The organism is Staphylococcus agnetis (genome assembly GCF_011466855.1).
GTDB lineage: Bacteria > Bacillota > Bacilli > Staphylococcales > Staphylococcaceae > Staphylococcus > Staphylococcus agnetis.
In genome coordinates, this window is the sequence record NZ_CP045927.1 from 1608712 (window position 1) to 1630976 (window position 22265).

At 40.1% G+C, this 22265-nt stretch carries 15 protein-coding genes, 2 tRNA genes and 3 rRNA genes; 9 read left to right on the forward strand and 11 right to left on the reverse strand.

Annotated features, from left to right (window positions below; all coding sequences use genetic code 11):
- Nucleotide 1: 1 nt before the first annotated feature.
- The 4 genes from tsaD to tsaE are packed head-to-tail and all read right to left on the reverse strand — an operon-like array spanning nucleotide 2 to nucleotide 2562.
- Complete coding sequence (gene tsaD, locus GJE18_RS08200; RefSeq protein WP_060551498.1) at nucleotides 2-1024, reverse strand: tRNA (adenosine(37)-N6)-threonylcarbamoyltransferase complex transferase subunit TsaD; 1023 nt, start codon at nucleotides 1022-1024, stop codon at nucleotides 2-4.
- A complete protein-coding gene (rimI, locus tag GJE18_RS08205) occupies nucleotides 1021-1443 on the reverse strand; it encodes a ribosomal protein S18-alanine N-acetyltransferase (protein WP_082624789.1) in 423 nt (140 codons plus the stop codon). Before rimI ends, tsaD begins: the two co-directional genes overlap by 4 nt.
- 11 nt (nucleotides 1444-1454) lie before the next feature.
- The gene (tsaB, locus tag GJE18_RS08210; RefSeq protein WP_107368934.1) at nucleotides 1455-2120 is read right to left on the reverse strand and encodes a tRNA (adenosine(37)-N6)-threonylcarbamoyltransferase complex dimerization subunit type 1 TsaB; all 666 of its coding nucleotides are present in this window, start codon (nucleotides 2118-2120) and stop codon (nucleotides 1455-1457) included.
- Complete coding sequence (gene tsaE, locus GJE18_RS08215; protein ID WP_060551501.1) at nucleotides 2113-2562, reverse strand: tRNA (adenosine(37)-N6)-threonylcarbamoyltransferase complex ATPase subunit type 1 TsaE; 450 nt, start codon at nucleotides 2560-2562, stop codon at nucleotides 2113-2115. The genes tsaB and tsaE overlap by 8 nt, the downstream gene beginning before the upstream one ends.
- A gap of 428 nt (nucleotides 2563-2990) precedes the next feature.
- On the opposite strand from tsaE, the gene ilvD reads away from it, so the two are divergent.
- Genes ilvD through ilvA form a run of 9 tightly spaced genes read left to right on the forward strand, consistent with a single transcriptional unit; the run spans nucleotide 2991 to nucleotide 13796 of the window.
- Entirely contained in the window at nucleotides 2991-4679 is a 1689-nt protein-coding gene (gene ilvD, locus GJE18_RS08220; protein ID WP_060551502.1) for a dihydroxy-acid dehydratase, read from the forward strand.
- 38 nt (nucleotides 4680-4717) lie between these two features.
- Entirely contained in the window at nucleotides 4718-6451 is a 1734-nt protein-coding gene (gene ilvB / locus GJE18_RS08225; protein WP_370672142.1) for a biosynthetic-type acetolactate synthase large subunit, read from the forward strand.
- Nucleotides 6448-6921: an acetolactate synthase small subunit gene (gene ilvN, locus GJE18_RS08230; protein WP_103345970.1), complete on the forward strand. Its 474-nt coding sequence runs from the start codon at nucleotides 6448-6450 to the stop codon at nucleotides 6919-6921. Before ilvB ends, ilvN begins: the two co-directional genes overlap by 4 nt.
- Nucleotides 6922-6955: 34 nt before the next feature.
- Complete coding sequence (ilvC, locus tag GJE18_RS08235; protein WP_060551505.1) at nucleotides 6956-7960, forward strand: ketol-acid reductoisomerase; 1005 nt, start codon at nucleotides 6956-6958, stop codon at nucleotides 7958-7960.
- Nucleotides 7961-7987: 27 nt separating this feature from the next.
- Complete coding sequence (locus tag GJE18_RS08240; protein ID WP_107368933.1) at nucleotides 7988-9523, forward strand: 2-isopropylmalate synthase; 1536 nt, start codon at nucleotides 7988-7990, stop codon at nucleotides 9521-9523.
- Nucleotides 9516-10565, forward strand: coding sequence for a 3-isopropylmalate dehydrogenase (gene leuB, locus GJE18_RS08245; protein ID WP_165886131.1), 1050 nt, complete (start codon nucleotides 9516-9518; stop codon nucleotides 10563-10565). Before GJE18_RS08240 ends, leuB begins: the two co-directional genes overlap by 8 nt.
- A gap of 2 nt (nucleotides 10566-10567) precedes the next feature.
- Nucleotides 10568-11944 carry a 3-isopropylmalate dehydratase large subunit gene (leuC, locus tag GJE18_RS08250; RefSeq protein ID WP_107368931.1) on the forward strand — a complete coding sequence of 459 codons (1377 nt, stop codon included), beginning with the start codon at nucleotides 10568-10570 and terminating at the stop codon, nucleotides 11942-11944.
- Nucleotides 11944-12522 (forward strand): 3-isopropylmalate dehydratase small subunit, encoded by a 579-nt coding sequence (gene leuD, locus GJE18_RS08255; RefSeq protein WP_060552499.1) that lies wholly within the window; start codon nucleotides 11944-11946, stop codon nucleotides 12520-12522. The genes leuC and leuD overlap by 1 nt, the downstream gene beginning before the upstream one ends.
- 5 nt (nucleotides 12523-12527) lie before the next feature.
- Nucleotides 12528-13796: a threonine ammonia-lyase IlvA gene (gene ilvA / locus GJE18_RS08260; RefSeq protein ID WP_060551509.1), complete on the forward strand. Its 1269-nt coding sequence runs from the start codon at nucleotides 12528-12530 to the stop codon at nucleotides 13794-13796.
- 47 nt (nucleotides 13797-13843) lie between these two features.
- Here ilvA and rrf read toward each other — a convergent pair.
- From rrf to GJE18_RS08295, 7 genes are all read right to left on the reverse strand, one after another.
- A 5S ribosomal RNA gene (rrf, locus tag GJE18_RS08265) occupies nucleotides 13844-13958 on the reverse strand.
- 152 nt (nucleotides 13959-14110) lie between these two features.
- Nucleotides 14111-17037: ribosomal RNA gene (locus GJE18_RS08270) — 23S ribosomal RNA — on the reverse strand.
- A gap of 381 nt (nucleotides 17038-17418) precedes the next feature.
- Nucleotides 17419-18970, reverse strand: a 16S ribosomal RNA gene (locus tag GJE18_RS08275).
- Together the 16S, 23S and 5S rRNA genes with 2 tRNA genes alongside form the textbook arrangement of a ribosomal RNA operon.
- A gap of 128 nt (nucleotides 18971-19098) precedes the next feature.
- Nucleotides 19099-19172: transfer RNA gene (locus GJE18_RS08280), tRNA-Gly, on the reverse strand.
- Nucleotides 19173-19193: 21 nt separating this feature from the next.
- Nucleotides 19194-19276, reverse strand: a tRNA-Leu gene (locus GJE18_RS08285).
- 323 nt (nucleotides 19277-19599) lie between these two features.
- Nucleotides 19600-20055, reverse strand: coding sequence for a SprT family protein (locus tag GJE18_RS08290; protein WP_165886132.1), 456 nt, complete (start codon nucleotides 20053-20055; stop codon nucleotides 19600-19602).
- Nucleotides 20045-22198 carry a Tex family protein gene (locus GJE18_RS08295; RefSeq protein ID WP_107376519.1) on the reverse strand — a complete coding sequence of 718 codons (2154 nt, stop codon included), beginning with the start codon at nucleotides 22196-22198 and terminating at the stop codon, nucleotides 20045-20047. Before GJE18_RS08295 ends, GJE18_RS08290 begins: the two co-directional genes overlap by 11 nt.
- Nucleotides 22199-22265 lie beyond the last annotated feature (67 nt).

Genomic DNA, 22265 nt, shown 5'->3' on the forward strand with positions numbered 1-22265 from the left:
TTTATGATCGATACATTTCAATATCCATTTGACTTTTTCCATTCAAATCTAAATCAGCGACGATGCCTTTTTGATAAATGTGGTAAGCAGCCGCACCAATCATTGCAGCATTATCTGTACATAATGAGGCTTTAGGAATCGTAAGAGTAATGCCTCTATCAGAAGTTGCTTTAAGTAACGCAGATCTTAAACCATGATTACTAGCCACACCTCCAGCAACGATAAGTTGATTCACTTGGTAAGCCTCACATGCTTTAATGGCCTTCCCTACGAGTACTTCTACAACACTGTTTTGAAAACTTGTTGCAACATTTTGAGGGATGGGCGTTTCCCCTTTTTGCTTTAAGTTATGCAATTTATTAATCACCGCACTCTTTAATCCACTAAAACTAAAATCATAACTATCCGTTTCTAACCACACACGCGGAAAAGCATACGTATCTTCTCCTTCTTGTGCTAAACGATCAACATGAGGACCCCCTGGATATGGTAAACCAATTGTACGTGCCACTTTATCATAAGCTTCACCAACAGCATCGTCACGTGTCTCACCAATGATTTCAAAATCCAAGTGATCTTTCATATAGACAAGTTCTGTATGACCACCTGAAACGATTAAAGCAATCAGCGGAAACGTTAAAGTGCCTTCTAATTGATTCGCATAAACATGTCCTGCAATATGATGCACAGGTATGAGGGGTTTTTGATGGGCAAAAGCCAATGCTTTAGCTGCATTCACGCCCACAAGTAACGCACCTATTAACCCGGGTCCTTGTGTCACTGCAATTGCGTCGATGTCATCCATCGTACAGGAAGCATTTTGAAGCGCATCTTCAATCATAAGCGTCATATTTTCAACGTGATGTCTACTCGCAACTTCTGGTACTACACCACCAAATCGTTTATGACTATCGATTTGACTCAATACACTGTTGCTAATGAGCTGTGTGCCATTATCTATCACACTTACACTGGTTTCATCACAACTCGTTTCAATCGCTAAAATTCTAACGTTTTGCGTCATTTTAATGTCACCCACATCACTAAAGCATCTTCTCCTTCTCCATAATAATTTGCGCGACGTCCTCCAAATTCAAAGCCTAGTTTTTGATAAATGTGTTGCGCGACTTTATTTTCAACACGCACCTCAAGACTCATCATGTTCGCTATGTGTGCGCTGTAAGTCATTACATATTCAAGTAATAGTTGTCCTAATCCATAACCACGATACATTGGTTTCACAGCAATGGTTGTAATCTGAGCCTGATCAACGACAATCCAAACACCTAAATAAGCAATAATTTCACTTTCATATTCCATTACAAAATAGTGGGCAAAGTTATTTTCATTCAATTCATGATAAAAAGCATCACGCGTCCATGAACTATCATTAAAACTGATACGTTCAATTTCAAAAACTGCGTTCACATCTTCACTCGTCATACGACGAATATTTAATTGCTGTTTGATTGTTGATTCATCCAATTTTGTTCCGCCTCCGATAATTTTAGGTAAGATGGGACAAATGTATGAACATCGACTGGTTGACCTTTTAGAAGATACATTTGATGTGCTTGGGGTAAATTGGGAACTATTGAAAATTGTTCGAGTTCACCCTCAAATTGCTCTGTATCTTCCCCCACAAAGACAACGTTGTCCATTGATGCTACTTTAGTGATTAATGATGCCAATTCAATATATTGATCATCAATCACACATGTTAATGAATCGTTGTGCCATTGATATACTCCCGCAAAAACAAAACCTCGACGCGCATTAAATATCGGTACAATCGTTGCTGATTTATCATCTACTGTTGCTGCAAGAGCACTTAATGAAGATACACCATACAGTGGTATATTCAATGTATAAGCAAGTGTTTTGGCAGTGGTAACACCGATTCTTAATCCTGTATATGAACCCGGGCCTTGCGCAACAATAATCGCGTTTAAATCTTTAGGTTCTAACTTCACTTTATCAAGTAATTCTTTTATTGTTGGCATCAGTTGTATAGAATGATTTCTTTTTTCAGCTATCGTTTTAGACGCCAATACGTCATCGTTCTTCATGACTGCCACTGATAAAGGCTGATTAGAGCTATCCAATAACAAACTAATCATGTTCTAGCGCCTCCTTCACTTGTTCAAAATGAACACCCGCAGCATCTATGTCAATCGTTCTCGTATTTTCATCAATGACGTGAATCGTTAACCTTAAAAAGTGACTTGGTAAGTATGCTTCAATGAACTGGCTCCATTCAATCATCGTAATGGCATCATCTTCAAAATATTCATCGAATCCTAAATCTTCATCGGAATCTTCTAGACGATAACAATCCATATGATGAAATGCCAACTGACTACCTTGATAAGATTTAATGATATTAAACGTAGGTGAATTGATTGTACGTTTAACCCCTAACGCTCGGCCTACCATTTGACTTAACGTGGTTTTACCGGCGCCAAGATCACCTTCTAATAAAATAACATCGCCCGATGTTAATAGTGACGTAAGTTTCACTGCAAACTGTTGTAAGTCATCTAAATTATTTATCTTGATCATTAGTTCTCTCCTGATTGGATTTACTTATCTATTGTAACAAATTTTTTAACGTCTGACTGTACCGAGTTATTTTGAGAAAGTATAAATAAATTTTCAGAAATTTCAAATTTATGATTGACAACGTTATTTGGATAAGGTAAATTAGGTACATGAATTTTTAGACAATTCTATCAATTTAAAATATTGAATATACACACTCATTCAAGGAAGGAGCACATCAATATGACATTCACACCATATAATGCTAAACAACAATTAAATATTATTGTCTTATTAATGTGCTCAGGACTGGAGTATTAGTGATTTAATTTACTAATGACTTAAGTCCTATTTCTAATTGAATGGGACTTACAAAATGCGTCCCAATTATAAATTGGGGCGCATTTTTTATTTTTTTATCCGTTTATCAATATTTAGGAGGTCATTCCATGAGAAGTGACATGATTAAAAAAGGTGATCAACAAGCACCAGCGCGAAGTTTATTACACGCTACAGGACAAATTCAATCCCCTACTGATATGAATAAACCATTTATTGCGATCTGTAATTCATATATTGATATCGTTCCCGGACATGTGCATTTAAGAGAGTTGGGGGATGTCGCTAAAGAAGCAATTCGAGAAGCCGGTGGCATTCCTTTTGAATTTAATACGATTGGTGTAGATGATGGTATTGCGATGGGTCATATAGGGATGCGTTATTCCTTACCTAGTAGAGAGATTATCGCAGATGCTGCTGAGACTGTAGTAAACGCACATTGGTTTGACGGTGTGTTTTATATACCTAATTGTGACAAAATCACACCTGGTATGTTGCTTGCTGCAGTTCGAACAAATGTACCTGCTATATTTTGTTCGGGCGGTCCAATGAAAGCAGGATTATCATCTCAAGGGAAAGCTTTGACATTATCCTCTATGTTTGAAGCTGTTGGCGCTTATAAAGAAGGTACGATGACAAAAGAAGAATTCTTAGAAATGGAACAAAACGCTTGTCCAACATGTGGTTCATGTTCAGGCATGTTTACAGCTAATTCCATGAACTGTCTCATGGAAGTACTAGGTCTGGCATTACCATTTAATGGAACGGCGTTAGCAATTGGAGATGAACGACGTCATTTAATTCGTAAAGCAGCCAAACAACTTGTTGAAAATGTTAAGAATGATCTTAAACCTAGAGATATTGTGACAAGAGAAGCCATAGATGATGCTTTTGCCTTAGATATGGCTATGGGCGGTTCAACTAATACTGTATTACATACATTAGCAATCGCCAACGAAGCTGGTATCGATTATGACCTCCAACGTATTAACACAATTGCTAAAAAAACACCTTATCTTTCAAAAATCGCCCCAAGTTCATCCTATTCAATGGAAGACGTGCACAATGCAGGTGGCGTACCAGCTATTATCAATGAACTTCTTAAGAAAGATGGCGTATTACATCCTGACCGAATTACTGTCACAGGACAAACCTTACGTGAAAATTATGAAGGACATAAGATTTCAAACCATGAAGTCATTAGACCGCTTGATCGTCCTTATGATAAAGAAGGTGGATTATCTATTTTATATGGCAACATTGCGCCAGACGGTGCAGTCATTAAAGTTGGCGGCGTTGATCCTTCGATTAAAACATTTAAAGGTAAAGCGATTTGTTTTGATAGTCATGATGAAGCTGTTCAAGCCATCGATAACCATACCGTACGCGCTGGTCATGTTGTTGTGATTCGTTATGAAGGACCTAAAGGTGGGCCAGGAATGCCAGAGATGTTAGCTCCGACATCATCCATTGTCGGACGAGGTTTAGGTAAAGATGTCGCATTGATTACAGACGGACGCTTTTCAGGTGCCACACGTGGCATTGCGGTGGGTCATATTTCTCCAGAGGCTGCTGCTGGTGGCCCTATCGCCTTAATTGAAGATGGAGATGACATATCGATTGATTTAGTACAACGACAAATTGAAGTCCACATTGATGAAGTGACATTAGAACGTCGTCAGAAGCTGTTAAAACCTTTTAAAGCTAAAGTTAAAACTGGCTATCTCGCACGCTATACAGCCCTAGTGACAAGTGCGAATACAGGTGGTGTGATGAAAGTACCAGAAGATTTACTTTAAACATGGAGGGATGACTTATGACTAGTGAAAAAGAAGTAATGGTACCTACAGATGATGCAGTACAAGGTTTAAATCCAGATTTAGAACCGAAATCACCCAAATCAGGCTCAGAATTATTAATTGATGCACTGATTGAAGAAAATGTTGAGTATATTTTTGGATACCCAGGTGGTGCTGTACTTCCACTTTATGATTCGATTTATGAAGACCGGATCCCGCACATTTTATATAGGCATGAACAAGGTGCTGTACATGCTGCAGAAGGCTATGCTCGTGTAAGTGGAAAACCAGGTGTTGTAGTTGTCACAAGTGGGCCAGGTGCCACGAATACGTTGACAGGTATTGCTGACGCTTATAGTGATTCACTACCGTTAGTAGTTTTTACGGGCCAAGTTGCCACAGCTGGAATTGGTAAAGATGCGTTTCAAGAAGCGGATTTACTTTCAATGACTACACCAATTACTAAACATAATTATCAAGTAAATGATGTTAAAGACATCCCTAAAATTGTAAAAGAGGCATTTTATATCGCAAATTCAGGTAGAAAAGGACCTGTTGTCATTGATTTTCCAAAAGATATTGGAATTTTAGCAACAGATAAGACAAATGACGCGACTGTTCTAACACCTGGCTATGAGGTGAATCATACGCCAAAGTCTGAGGATATTCAACAGGTCCTCGATTATTTAAAAGAGGCGCAAAAACCACTCGTTTTAGCTGGTGCAGGCGTTAACTTTTCAAAAGCGAATCATTTATTACAAACTTTTGTAGAACGTCATCAAATCCCTGTCGTTACAACCCTTCATGGATTAGGAGCAATCCCCTACGAACACCCACTGTTTCTTGGAATGGGAGGCATGCATGGCTCATATGCCAGTAATATGGCAATTACAGACTGTGACCTTCTTATCAATTTTGGGTCCAGATTTGATGATCGCCTAGCAAGCCAACCTGAGACATTTGCTCAAAACGCTACAATCGTTCATGTCGATATTGACCCTTCTGAAATCAATAAAGTCATTGACACTGATTTAGGTATTGTAGCGGATGTTAAAGCAGTGATTGAAGCATTATTACACCACCCAACCCGTGTATCTACATACGATACATGGATAAACCAAATAGCCCAATATAACGCAAAACATCCATTTAAATATTTGAAGGATGTAGACACGCAGTTTTGCAAACCCCAACGCGCCATTGAATATATCGGAAAAATCACAAATGGCAAAGCCTATGTCACAACTGACGTAGGACAACATCAAATGTGGGTTGCACAATTTTATCCTTTTAACACACACGGACAATTCATTACTAGTGGTGGTTTAGGAACGATGGGATTTGGCATTCCCGCAGCTATCGGTGCTCAATTTGCAAAACCCAATGATACTGTAGTGGCATTTGTAGGTGATGGCGGTTTTCAAATGACCAATCAAGAACTTGCACTTCTTAAAGCGTATCAATTGAACATTAAAGTTGTACTTATAAATAACGGTACCTTAGGAATGGTGAGACAATGGCAAGATAAATTTTTCAAACAACGTTTTTCACACTCTGTATTTAATGAGCAACCTGATTTTATTAAATTAGTTGAAGCTTATGGTATAAAGACGTTTTTAATCGATGACCCTCTCCAATTAGAGCAAACCCTCGAAGCCGCATTTCGCTATGATGGTCCTGCTTTTATTGAAGTGAGAATCTCACCTGCAGAACCTGTATTACCGATGGTTCCTAGTGGTAAAGCGAATCATGAAATGGAGGGATTGTTATGAGACGCACTTTTAAATTAAAAGTATTCGATAAGGCAGGCACATTAAATCGACTTACAAGTATTTTTGTACGTCGACAATTCAATATCGTCAATATTGCTGCAAGCCCTACGCGTGAAGAAGGATTAACTGAAATAACATTTGTAGCAGAAGTGCCTAATGAACAAGTTACACGGACAATCATTCAACAATTAAAAAAACAAATCAACATTTTAACTGTTGAAGACATCACGGATACCAATACATTTAATCGTGAATTGCTCTTAGTGAAATTGAAAGCACCCTCAAATATCTCAAAAATCAATGCGTTAATAGCCCCTTATGATGCGCTAGTTACTATTTTAAAAGAAGATAACGAGCACATTTATTTACAAGTGGCAGGACCACAATATACGTTAGACCATCTTTTAGAAGATCTATCATCATTAGAAATTAAGCAAGTTTCTCGCTCAGGAACTGCTGGCATTGTATGAAAAAACAACTTATATATTTTTAGGAGGAAAAGTTATGACAAAAGTTTATTATGATCAAGATGTAGAAAACGATGCGTTAAAAGGTAAAAAAATTGCAGTCATTGGGTATGGTTCTCAGGGTCATGCACATGCTCAAAATTTAAAAGATAATGGCTATGAAGTTGTGATTGGTATTCGTCCGGGTCGCTCTTTTGAGCAAGCAAAAGAAGATGGTTTTGATGTTTTAACCGTAAGTGAAGCCTCACAACAAGCTGATGTTGTAATGGTTTTATTACCAGATGAAATTCAAGGTACGGTTTATGATAATGAAATCAAACCAAACTTAGAACCCAATAACGCACTTGCGTTTGCACATGGTTTTAACATTCACTTTAACGTCATTGAACCACCTGAATTCGTTGATGTCTTTTTAGTTGCACCTAAAGGACCTGGCCACCTCGTTAGACGTACCTTTACAGAAGGTTCTGCTGTTCCGGCATTATTTGCAGTACATCAAAATGCCTCTGGAAACGCACGTGATATTGCTTTAAGTTACGCCAAAGGGATTGGTGCTACACGTGCAGGCGTATTAGAAACAACATATAAGGAAGAAACTGAAACGGATCTATTTGGGGAGCAAGCCGTCTTATGCGGAGGTGTAACACGCTTAATTCAAAGTGGATTTGAAGTCTTAACAGAAGCTGGTTACCAACCTGAAATTGCTTATTTTGAAGTCTTACATGAAATGAAACTCATCGTTGATTTACTTTATGAAGGCGGCCTCGAAAATATGCGATATTCTATTTCAAATACAGCAGAATTTGGTGACTATGTTTCAGGTCCACGTGTCATTACTGATGAAACAAAAAATAACATGAAGGCTGTACTAGAAGACATTCAAACAGGTGCCTTCAGCCAACAATTTATTAATGATAATCAAAATGGTTTTGAGCATTTCAAACAAATGCGACAAGCACAAAAGGACCATCCTATTACACAAGTTGGTCAAGATTTACGTAAAATGATGCCCTTCATCAAAGCCAAACAAATTCAAAAGTAATTGATTCATTTAAAGGAGCTGTTCATGATGGCTAGTCATATTCAACTATTTGATACCACACTTAGAGACGGAGAACAAACACCTGGTGTAAGTTTTTCATTCGATGAACGTTTAGCAATCGCAAAACAACTTGAAAACTGGGGTGTTGATGTAATCGAAGCAGGCTTTCCCGCTTCAAGTCAAGGGAGCTTTGATTCAGTTAAAGCAATCGCACAGACTTTAAAAAAGACAACGGTAACGGGCTTAGCACGATGTAAAAAGTCTGATATTGATGCGGTATATGAAGCTACGAAAGATGCTGTAAAACCATCTATTCACGTGTTTATTGCTACAAGTCCAATTCATTTGGAATCAAAACTGAATATGACTGAAAGTGAAGTGCTGGCTTCTATCAAAGCGCATGTGACGTACGCATCATCATTATTTGATGTTGTTCAATTTTCACCAGAAGACGCAACACGTACACCCCTACCCTTCTTAATTCAAAGTGTACAAACAGCTGTAGATGCAGGTGCAACAATTATCAATATACCTGATACAGTTGGCTATAGTTACCCAACGGAATATGGTGCCATATTTAAAACACTACTTCAAACAATTAAATCGGACTCTGAAATCATTTATAGCGCACATTGTCATGATGATCTCGGGCTAGCTGTCGCCAATAGTATGGCTGCGATTGAAAATGGTGCAACCCGAATTGAAGGAACTTTAAATGGTATTGGAGAACGTGCTGGTAATACTGCACTTGAAGAAGTTGCGCTCGGCCTATATGTCCGTCAAGATCACTATGGCATAGAAACTCGTGTTCAGCTTAATCAAACGAAAGCAACATCTGAGTTGATCGCACGTTATGCCGGGATTGCTGTACCTCGAAATAAAGCCATTGTAGGTAAAAATGCTTTCAGTCATGAATCTGGTATACACCAAGATGGCTTTCTTAAAAATCCTGAAACGTATGAAATCATGACACCACAACTCGTGGGTATTCAACAAACTGAATTACCACTTGGCAAATTGTCAGGAAAACATGCTTTCCAAGAGAAGCTTAAACAAATGGGTTATGAAATAGGATCTGAAGAACAAAAAGTACTATTTAAAGCATTTAAAAATATTGCCGATAAGAAAAAGCAAGTGACAGACCGGGATATTCATGCCCTAATTCAAGGTACAACACATGAGTTACATGCTTACTATCAACTAGAAACGTTACAATTACAGTTTGTATCAAATGGATTACAAAGTGCCGTCGTCGTGATTAAAGACAAGGATGGCCATACCTACCAAGACTCCAGTATTGGCACAGGTTCAATAGTTTCAATATATAATGCGGTAGATCGTATATTTAAAATTCAACCTGAGTTATGTGATTACCGTATTGAAGCAGTTACTGAAGGCTCTGATGCCCAAGCTGAAGTACGTGTTTCGATTCGTCTAAATGATACTACTTTTGATGGCGTTGGATTTGATCACGATATTATCTATGCATCCTGTAAAGCCTATGTTGAAGCTTGTTCAAAAGCGATGGCTGCAGTTTCAAGTGAGGTGGATGTGCATGTGTAAGCAAATTGTTGTATTAGCTGGAGATGGTATCGGGCCTGAGATTATGTCAGGCACCTTAGAAGTACTGCAATTACTATCTCATCAATTTCAGTTTGACTATGAATTAGAAGAACATCTTATGGGCGGGTGTGCTATCGATCAATATGGTTCACACCTCCCTGAACATACGCTCTCTGCTTGTAAACGTGCAGATGCGATATTGTTGGGAGCTATAGGTGGACCAAAATGGCAAAACGCGTCAGTTCGACCAGAACAAGGTTTATTGAAATTGCGTCAATCACTCAGATTATATGCAAATATTCGACCTACAAAAGTATTACCTTCCATGGTTAAATTATCACCATTAAAAGAAGAATTTGTTTCCAATACAGATTTTATTATTGTTCGGGAACTCACAGGTGGAATCTATTTTGGAGAGCCTAGAGTACTCAATGCGGAGTCAGCTATCGATACACTTGTATATACAAAATCTGAAATTGAACAAATCGCACATGTTGCCTTTCAACTAGCACAACAACGTCGTCAACGTGTGACGTCAGTCGATAAAGAAAATGTCCTCGCAAGCAGTAAATTATGGCGACAAACATTAATTGAAGTTGCTCGTTTTTATCCTGATGTCACGCTAGAGCACCTACTTGTGGATGCGTGTAGTATGAAACTTATCCAAAATCCGCTACATTTTGATATTATCGTCACTGAAAATTTATTCGGTGATGTCTTAAGCGACGAGGCTTCGATGTTACCAGGTTCTTTAGGGTTATCCCCTTCATCGAGTAAAGGACATAGTGGCATCAATCTATACGAACCCATTCATGGATCTGCTCCAGATATAGCCGGTCAAAATTCAGCAAATCCATTTGGGATGTTATTATCGCTAGCAATGTGTTTACAAGAAACCTTTCAAGCTCCAAAAGCCGCAGCATTAATTGAAAAGAGCATTGCACATTTAATAACTGAGAATATCACAACTGCAGATTTGGGCGGTCATTACAAAACCACCGATATTATTGAAAATATTAAGGCATATATAAAGGAGGCGTAATTATGGGGCAAACATTATTTGATAAAATTTGGCATCAACATGTCATTACAGGTGAAGTTGGTAAACCTCAGTTACTTTATATTGATTTACATCTTATTCATGAAGTAACGTCACCTCAAGCATTTGAAGGTTTACGTATACAAAAGAGACCTTTACGCCGTCCTGATTTAACCTTTGCAACATTAGATCACAATGTACCAACATCAGATATTTTCAACATTAAAGACAGCGTAGCTCTGAATCAGATACAAGCACTGCAACAAAACTGTAAAGATTTCAATGTCACATTGTTTGATATGGGATCAGATGAACAAGGTATTGTACATATGGTCGGCCCTGAACTTGGACTTACACAACCTGGTAAAACGATTGTTTGTGGTGATTCACATACTGCTACACATGGAGCATTTGGTGCAATTGCTTTTGGTATTGGTACAAGTGAAGTAGAACATGTATTTGCAACACAAACGTTATGGCAAATTAAACCTAAAAATTTAAAAATCGAAGTGACAGGTACATTGCCTAAAGGGGTTTATGCGAAAGACATTATACTCTTTTTAATTCAACAACACGGCGTAGATTTTGGAACGGGCTATGCACTAGAGTTTACAGGTGATACTATCTCATCCCTTTCAATGGAAAGTAGAATGACATTATGTAACATGGCAATCGAAGCTGGTGCCAAATATGGCATCATACAACCGGATGCAACAACGTTTGAATATTTAAAAGGACGCCAGTATGTCCAAGACTTTAATCAAAAAGTAATGGATTGGCAATTATTATCGAGTGATACGGATGCAACTTTTGATAAAGTCATTCACTTAGATGTATCACAATTAGAACCTCAAGTCACTTGGGGTACGAACCCAGAAATGGGCGTGAGTGTTTCAGAACCATTTCCCGAAAGTAAATCCGTCAATGATGCGCGTGCGTATCGATACATGGGGCTTAAACCGGGTCAACGTGCTAAAGATATCCCATTAGGTTATGTATTTTTAGGTTCATGTACGAATGCTCGTCTATCTGATTTAATTGAAGCCAGTCGATTTATCAAAGGTCAAAAAGTGCATCCAAACATTAACGCAATTGTCGTTCCAGGGTCACGGCGCGTTAAAAAAGAAGCCGAGTCATTGGGGCTAGATCGTATTTTTATTGAAGCAGGTTTTGAGTGGAGAGAACCAGGTTGCAGCATGTGTTTAGGTATGAATCCTGACCAAGTGCCAGAAGGTGTCCATTGTGCCTCAACAAGTAACCGTAATTTCGAAGGTAGACAAGGTAAAGGTGCACGGACACATCTTGTATCCCCTGCAATGGCCGCTGTAGCAGCCATTCATGGTCATTTCATTGATGTTAGAAAGGTGGCTGAGACATTATGATGGAAATTAAACCCTTCACGACGTATAAAGGTAAAGTTGTGCCATTATTCCATGACAATATTGACACGGATCAAATTATTCCTAAAGTACACCTTAAACGCATATCGAAAAGCGGCTTCGGGCCCTTTCTATTTGATGAATGGCGGTATTTAAAAAATGGCGAAGCCAACCCGGATTTCATTTTAAATCAAGCACCCTACCGTGGTGCAACTATTTTAATTACGGGTGATAATTTTGGTTGTGGTTCTAGTCGTGAACATGCGGCTTGGGCACTAAAAGATTATGGCTTTCAAGTCATTATTGCAAAAAGCTTCAGTGATATTTTCTATATGAACTGTACTAAAAATGCTATACTACCGATACGCCTAGATGACGAAGCCAGACATCAACTCGTAGAAGCAAAAGAAATAGTGATTGACTTGCCTCGTCAACTTATTCAAGCTAATGGCAACACATTTACGTTCGACATTGAAGAAACGTGGAAGCATAAATTTATCAATGGATTAGATGACATTGCTATCACATTATCGTATGAAAGTGAAATAAAAGCCTATGAACGAGCTAAATTAAAGGAGTGAACAGAATGACTGTCACAACACCAACTTTAAATGTAAAAGAGATTGATGAAGCACATTTACGATTACGAGATACCGTAAAAACAACACCCCTTGAATATGACCATTATTTATCATTAAATTATCAATGTCATGTTTATTTAAAACGTGAAGATTTACAATGGGTGCGATCATTTAAATTACGTGGTGCATACAATGCAATTTCAGTATTATCTTCAAAACAAAAGTCACAAGGTATTACATGTGCCAGTGCTGGAAATCACGCTCAAGGTGTGGCATACACTGCACGTCAACTGAATTTAAATGCAGTAATTTTCATGCCAGTGACAACACCGAATCAAAAAATCAATCAAGTTAAATTTTTTGGAGATACCAATGTTGAAATTAAATTAATTGGGGATACCTTCGATGATTGTTTAAAAGAAGCTTTATCCTACACCGAAAAACACCAAATGACGTTTATTGATCCTTTTGACAATATTGACACCATTGCAGGACAAGGTACTGTGGCAAAAGAAATCTTAACACAAGCTACAGACGCAGACATACATTTCGATTACGTGTTTGGTGCAATCGGTGGTGGTGGTTTAATGTCTGGTGTTTCTTCTTATTTTAAAGCACACTCCCCTCATACGTCTTGCATTGGAGTTGAACCCCTTGGTGCAAGTAGTATGTATCAATCTATTTCACAAAATCGTATTGTGAGTTTAGAAAATATCGATAAATTTGTAGATGGTGCTTCTGTAGCTAAAGTTGGGCAATTTACTTTTAACATTTGTAAACATACCATTGATGATTATGTACAAGTAGATGAAGGAGCGGTATGTTCCACTATATTAGATATGTATTCGAAACAAGCCATTGTTGCTGAACCAGCTGGTGCACTGAGTGTCAGCGCATTAGATCATTATCAATCAGAGATTAAAGGGAAAACGGTTGTATGTATCATTAGCGGTGGTAATAATGACATTAATCGCATGAAAGAAATTGAAGAACGTGCATTACTGTACGAAGAAATGAAACACTATTTTATTTTGAATTTCCCACAACGTCCGGGTGCACTAAAACAATTTGTAAATGATGTTTTAGGCCCTGATGATGATATCACGAAATTTGAATATCTTAAAAAGGCATCACAAAATACGGGAACGGTTATAATTGGAATCCAATTAAAATATCACAAAGACTTAAATACACTGAAACAACGTATCCATCAGTTTGATCCAAAAAATATTTATATTAATGAAAATAAAATGCTTTATTCACTGCTGATTTAAATTACATACAAAAAACCCCAAGTACGATTTGTACTTGGGGTTCGTTTGCTTGGCAACGTCCTACTCTCGCGGAACGTAAGTCCGACTACCATCGGCGCTAAAGAGCTTAACTTCTGTGTTCGGCATGGGAACAGGTGTGGCCTCTTTGCTATTGTCACCAAACAATGTTTTACTTCGTGACAAACGTTTTCACTTCGTAAAATACGGTGTGGCAAACGTTCGTATTCGAACATGTCACTTCGTAAAATGAATGATTATACATTCAAAACTAGATAGTAAGTATTGGTTTCACAAGCATCACCTTATGAACTAAATTGATTAAGTCTTCGATCGATTAGTATTCGTCAGCTCCACGTATCGCTACGCTTCCACCTCGAACCTATTAACCTCATCATCTTTGAGGGATCTTATAACCGAAGTTGGGAAATCTCATCTTGAGGGGGGCTTCATGCTTAGATGCTTTCAGCACTTATCCCGTCCATACATAGCTACCCAGCTATGCCGTTGGCACGACAACTGGTACACCAGAGGTATGTCCATCCCGGTCCTCTCGTACTAAGGACAGCTCCTCTCAAATTTCCTACGCCCACGACGGATAGGGACCGAACTGTCTCACGACGTTCTGAACCCAGCTCGCGTACCGCTTTAATGGGCGAACAGCCCAACCCTTGGGACCGACTACAGCCCCAGGATGCGATGAGCCGACATCGAGGTGCCAAACCTCCCCGTCGATGTGAACTCTTGGGGGAGATAAGCCTGTTATCCCCGGGGTAGCTTTTATCCGTTGAGCGATGGCCCTTCCATGCGGAACCACCGGATCACTAAGTCCGTCTTTCGACCCTGCTCGACTTGTAGGTCTCGCAGTCAAGCTCCCTTATGCCTTTACACTCTATGAATGATTTCCAACCATTCTGAGGGAACCTTTGAGCGCCTCCGTTACTCTTTAGGAGGCGACCGCCCCAGTCAAACTGCCCGCCTGACACTGTCTCCCAACTCGATAAGAGTTGCGGGTTAGAAATCCAATACAATTAGGGTAGTATCCCACCAATGCCTCCACGTAAGCTAGCGCTCACGCTTCTAAGGCTCCTACCTATCCTGTACAAACTGTACCGAATTTCAATATCAGGCTACAGTAAAGCTCCACGGGGTCTTTCCGTCCTGTCGCGGGTAACCGGCATCTTCACCGGTACTATGATTTCACCGAGTCTCTCGTTGAGACAGTGCCCAAATCGTTACGCCTTTCGTGCGGGTCGGAACTTACCCGACAAGGAATTTCGCTACCTTAGGACCGTTATAGTTACGGCCGCCGTTTACTGGGGCTTCGATTCGTAGCTTCGCTAATGCTAACCACTCCTCTTAACCTTCCAGCACCGGGCAGGCGTCAGCCCCTATACGTCACCTTACGGTTTAGCAGAGACCTGTGTTTTTGATAAACAGTCGCTTGGGCCTATTCACTGCGGCTCTTCGAAGCGTGAACCTCAAAGAGCACCCCTTCTCCCGAAGTTACGGGGTCATTTTGCCGAGTTCCTTAACGAGAGTTCGCTCGCTCACCTTAGAATTCTCATCTTGACTACCTGTGTCGGTTTGCGGTACGGGCACCAATCTTCTAGCTAGAGGCTTTTCTTGGCAGTGTGAAATCAACGACTCGAAGAAAACATGTTTCTTCTCCCCATCACAGCTTGACCTTAATGAGTGCCGGATTTGCCTAACACTCAGTCTCACTGCTTAGACGTGCACTCCAACAGCACGCTTCGCCTATCCTACTGCGTCCCCCCATCGCTTAAAACGAATCATGGTGGTACAGGAATATCAACCTGTTATCCATCGCCTACGCCTGTCGGCCTCAGCTTAGGACCCGACTAACCCAGAGCGGACGAGCCTTCCTCTGGAAACCTTAGTCAATCGGTGGACGGGATTCTCACCCGTCTTTCGCTACTCACACCGGCATTCTCACTTCTAAGCGCTCCACATGTCCTTGCGATCATGCTTCAACGCCCTTAGAACGCTCTCCTACCATTGTCCTAAAGGACAATCCACAGCTTCGGTAATATGTTTAGCCCCGGTACATTTTCGGCGCAGTGTCACTCGACTAGTGAGCTATTACGCACTCTTTAAATGATGGCTGCTTCTAAGCCAACATCCTAGTTGTCTGGGCAACGCCACATCCTTTTCCACTTAACATATATTTTGGGACCTTAGCTGGTGGTCTGGGCTGTTTCCCTTTCGAACACGGACCTTATCACCCATGTTCTGACTCCCAAGTTAAATTATTTGGCATTCGGAGTTTGTCTGAATTCGGTAACCCGAGAGGGGCCCCTCGTCCAAACAGTGCTCTACCTCCAATAATCATCACTTGAGGCTAGCCCTAAAGCTATTTCGGAGAGAACCAGCTATCTCCAAGTTCGATTGGAATTTCTCCGCTACCCTCAGTTCATCCGCTCACTTTTCAACGTAAGTCGGTTCGGTCCTCCATTCAGTGTTACCTGAACTTCAACCTGACCAAGGGTAGATCACCTGGTTTCGGGTCTACGACCAAATACTCATTCGCCCTATTCAGACTCGCTTTCGCTACGGCTCCACATTTTCTGCTTAACCTTGCATCAGATCGTAACTCGCCGGTTCATTCTACAAAAGGCACGCCATCACCCATTAACGGGCTCTGACTACTTGTAAGCACACGGTTTCAAGTTCTCTTTCACTCCCCTTCCGGGGTACTTTTCACCTTTCCCTCACGGTACTGGTTCACTATCGGTCACTAGAGAGTATTTAGCCTTGGGAGATGGTCCTCCCAGATTCCGACGGAATTTCACGTGCTCCGCCGTACTCAGGATCCACTCAGGAGGGTATACGTTTTCGACTACAGGATTATTACCTTCTATGATTAACCTTTCCAGGTTATTCGTCTAACGTATTCCTTTGTAACTCCGTACAGAGTGTCCTACAACCCCAACAAGCAAGCTTGTTGGTTTGGGCTCTTCCCGTTTCGCTCGCCGCTACTCAGGGAATCGATTTTTCTTTCTCTTCCTCCGGGTACTAAGATGTTTCAGTTCTCCGGGTCTACCTTCTCACATGCTATGTATTCACATGCGGATAACACGACATAACTCGTGCTGGGTTCCCCCATTCGGAAATCTCTGGATCACAGCTTACTTACAGCTCCCCAAAGCATATCGTCGTTAGTAACGTCCTTCATCGGCTTCTAGTGCCAAGGCATCCACCGTGCGCCCTTAATAACTTAATCTAAACGTGTTGATAAGCGTTCGCATTCTGCTTCATCACGGCACAAATCGCTCAGTTACTTACAAAAGTAAGCGCCTTCGCTCTTGTTTGTGATTCATAGACTGACAAACGCTTTCAATTCACGTTTATCGTATCTATAACATATGCACTACTTACCATCCACCAGTTATTAATTATTGTGAGTCGTCTGTCGACGACTAGCGATAATTTTTTGTTTCAAGCTTTTCGCTTGTCACTCGGTTTTGCTTGGTAAAATCTATACTTACTTATCTAGTTTTCAATGTACAATGTTGAATCCTCAAAAATGAGCATTCAAAACTGAATACAATATGTCTCCGTTATTCCTTATCGCCTTAGGCGATATTCCGTATATTATCCTTAGAAAGGAGGTGATCCAGCCGCACCTTCCGATACGGCTACCTTGTTACGACTTCACCCCAATCATTTGTCCCACCTTCGACGGCTAGCTCCAAAATGGTTACTCCACCGGCTTCGGGTGTTACAAACTCTCGTGGTGTGACGGGCGGTGTGTACAAGACCCGGGAACGTATTCACCGTAGCATGCTGATCTACGATTACTAGCGATTCCAGCTTCATGTAGTCGAGTTGCAGACTACAATCCGAACTGAGAACAACTTTATGGGATTTGCTTGACCTCGCGGTTTCGCTGCCCTTTGTATTGTCCATTGTAGCACGTGTGTAGCCCAAATCATAAGGGGCATGATGATTTGACGTCATCCCCACCTTCCTCCGGTTTGTCACCGGCAGTCAACTTAGAGTGCCCAACTTAATGATGGCAACTAAGCTTAAGGGTTGCGCTCGTTGCGGGACTTAACCCAACATCTCACGACACGAGCTGACGACAACCATGCACCACCTGTCATTTTGTCCTCCGAAGAGGAAAACTCTATCTCTAGAGCGGTCAAAAGATGTCAAGATTTGGTAAGGTTCTTCGCGTTGCTTCGAATTAAACCACATGCTCCACCGCTTGTGCGGGTCCCCGTCAATTCCTTTGAGTTTCAGTCTTGCGACCGTACTCCCCAGGCGGAGTGCTTAATGCGTTAGCTGCAGCACTAAGGGGCGGAAACCCCCTAACACTTAGCACTCATCGTTTACGGCGTGGACTACCAGGGTATCTAATCCTGTTTGATCCCCACGCTTTCGCACCTCAGCGTCAGTTACAGACCAGAAAGCCGCCTTCGCCACTGGTGTTCCTCCATATCTCTGCGCATTTCACCGCTACACATGGAATTCCACTTTCCTCTTCTGCACTCAAGTTTTCCAGTTTCCAATGACCCTCCACGGTTGAGCCGTGGGCTTTCACATCAGACTTAAAAAACCGCCTACGCGCGCTTTACGCCCAATAATTCCGGATAACGCTTGCCACCTACGTATTACCGCGGCTGCTGGCACGTAGTTAGCCGTGGCTTTCTGGTTAGGTACCGTCAAGATGTGCACAGTTACTTACACATATGTTCTTCCCTAACAACAGAGCTTTACGATCCGAAGACCTTCATCACTCACGCGGCGTTGCTCCGTCAGGCTTTCGCCCATTGCGGAAGATTCCCTACTGCTGCCTCCCGTAGGAGTCTGGACCGTGTCTCAGTTCCAGTGTGGCCGATCACCCTCTCAGGTCGGCTACGTATCGTCGCCTTGGTAAGCCGTTACCTTACCAACTAGCTAATACGGCGCGGGTCCATCTATAAGTGACAGCAAGACCGTCTTTCACTGTTGAACCATGCGGTTCAACATGTTATCCGGCATTAGCCCCGGTTTCCCGGAGTTATTCCAGTCTTATAGGTAGGTTACCCACGTGTTACTCACCCGTCCGCCGCTAACGTCAAAGGAGCAAGCTCCTCGTCAGTTCGCTCGACTTGCATGTATTAGGCACGCCGCCAGCGTTCATCCTGAGCCAGGATCAAACTCTCCATAAAAGAAGTAAGCTTGATATAGCTCGTTGATTGGTTAAGCCAATCACTCTTGAAAGTACATTACGTACTCAAAATTATTGGAATTAACGTTGACATATTGTCATTCAGTTTTCAATGTTCATAATAATTAATGGAGCGGGTGATGGGAATCGAACCCACAACATCAGCTTGGAAGGCTGAGGTTTTGCCATTAAACTACACCCGCAAGTGTTATATTCGATGTTGATGCGGCCGAGAGGATTTGAACCTCCACGGGAATACTCCCACTAGGCCCTCAACCTAGCGCGTCTGCCGTTCCGCCACGACCGCTCGGTAAAAATCATTGATTTTTTCGACAAGATTTATTGTACTATCCTCATTAACTAAAGTCAACACTTTTTTAACAAAAGATTAATATTTGTAAAACGTCTTTAACTTTAATTTGGCAACATATTAAATCATAACTTATTTACCTCATGAAGTCAACAATCATTTTCACATAAGTGCGTCATAATTACTGTGACGACTTTTATTATTATACGTATCAAAATATGCAAAGTCAATAACCTTTATTTCTTAAAAAAAGGATAAAAATTCCTTTCAAACGGAATCTTTACCCTTTTCTATGAAAGATAAGATACTTACTAATCAAATTATGATAAATACGACGTTATTTTCAACCCACCGCCACAACGTCCACATCTCATCTTTCTGGTGTTTACTTTTCGGATTCTCAAAAATTTTTGATGACACTTTGTACACATGTATTCATAATTCGCACGTTCACGGTACGTTTCTGTAGGTATACAGAATCGAGGGGCATGAACCATTTGACTTAATTTTTTAAAATCTGAATCTCTATGTTGATATCCTTTTCCATCTAGATGAAGAAAATAATGACACAATTCATGTTTTATAATCGCATCAATCGCTGCCTCTCCAAAATGTTCGTACTGTTTCGGGTTTATCTCTATATCGTGTGACTTTAATAAATATCGTCCTCCAGTTGTTCGTAGGCGGTGATTAAAATAAATCCGATGTATAAATGGACGTTCAAAATAGGTTAGCGCGATAGATTCAGCTCGTGATTGTAAAGTCTCATTGTCCATTAGGATCAATCATTGTGAGTGCGACTTTTCCTTTATCAACATCAATGCGCTCTACCCATACTTCAACAATATCGCCTACACTGACAATATCCATAGGATGTTTCACAAAACGTTTCGCCAATTTAGAAATATGCACCAAACCATCTTGTTTCACACCAATATCTACAAAAGCACCAAAATCTACGACGTTTCTTACAGTACCATTTAATTTCATACCTTTTGTTAAATCTTCAATGGATAATACATCTGATTTAAGTTGAGGCGTTTCATATTCATCACGTGGATCTCGGTTCGGTGCCATAAGCGCTTGAACTATATCCTCCAGAGTTGGCACACCAATATTTAACTTTTCTGCACAAGCTTCTATATTTAAGTTTTCAAAGGTTTGTTGATGTTGCTTACTGCCTAATTCTGCAACATCAATATTGAGTTCATCTAATAATTGATATGTTACAGCGTAACTTTCTGGATGGATGGGTGTGTTATCTAATGGCTCTTCTCCATCTACAATTCTTAAAAATCCGATACTTTGCTCAAAGGTTTTTTGACCTAATCGTTTCACTTTATTGATTTCTTTATGATGTGTAATCTTACCGTTTTCTTCTCTATATTGAATAATGTTATTTGCTATTGGTTTTGACAATCCCGCAACATGTTGCAATAAAGTACTTGAAGCAGTATTAACATTGACACCTACTTGGTTTACAGCCGTTTCAACAACAAAATCGAGCGCTTCACCTAATTGTTTTTGATTCACATCATGTTGATATTGTCCCACCCCTATTGATTTAGGGTCTATTTTAACAAGCTCACTTAATGGATCTTGTACACGGCGACCAATTGACACTGCACTACGTTCTTCTACTTGAAAATCTGGGAACTCTTGTCTTGCTATATCAGACGCAGAATAGACTGATGCACCCGCTTCATTCACGATAATATATTGAACTTTCAAACCGTGCGTTTGTATCATATTTGCTACGAATTGTTCTGTTTCTCGACTCGCTGTGCCATTACCTATTGCAATCAAATCAATATCGTACGTGTTAATGATATTTAAAAATATGCGTTCTGCATCTTTCATTTTGGAAACTGGTGGGTGTGGATACATGACAGATTTTGCTACAAATGAGCCCATAGAATTAATAACTGCCAGTTTACAACCTGTCCTATAGGCAGGATCAATACCTAAAATTTGTTTTTGTTTTAATGGTGGTTGTAATAACAATTGTTTGAGATTTTTACTAAACACTTCTATCGCACTATCTTCTGCTCGTTTTGTAAGGTCCGTACGTATTTCACGTTCTATAGATGGAAAAATCAAGCGTTTCATCGCATCTTCTATTGCATTTTTAACGATATGTGATAATGGGTTATCCCCCATAATTTCAGAATGCTTAATATGATCAATAATCAGTGATTGATCCACATCAATTTTAATAGCTAATATTTTCTCTTTTTCACCGCGATTCATAGCTAAAATTCGGTGATTGGCTAAACGTTTTAAAGGCTCAGAATAATTATAATACATTGCAAAAATTTCATTTTCATCTACAGCATTTTTCTTTTTTGTAGCTGTTATTACACCATGTTGCTGTGTTTCATTAAGTATACGCTGTCGATATTGTGGATGGTCTGCAATACGTTCTGCAATGATATCTTGTGCGCCTAAAATTGCCGCTTCAATTGTAGGCACTTCCTCATTGATAAATTGTTTTGCTCGTATATCAATGCTTTCCGTTTCATTTTGCGCATCAATCCATTTTGCTAAAGGCGCCAATCCTTTTCTTTTCGCTTCTGTTGCTCTTGTTTTCTTTTTTTGTTTATATGGTCGGTATAAATCTTCAACACGTTGAAGCTTCGTTTGCTTCAAAATGTCTTGTTTCAAAGTTTCTGTTAATAAGCCTTGTTGCTCAATACTATGTATAACTTCATCTTTACGTTTTTGAAGGTTTTGCAGATAGTTAAATTCATCTGCAATTTTTTTAATTTCAACTTCATCTAAGCCATCAGTCATTTCTTTTCGATAACGTGCGATAAATGGTACAGTGTTTTTATCTTCTAAAAGTTTTAAAACTGCTTCGATTTGTTTGATAGAGAATTGATACTCATTATGTATTGCTTGGACTAATGCATTTGCCAAGATGTTCACCACTTTCTTTATAATTACATTCTTATTTTAACATTGATATTTAAAGTTTGATAATGAT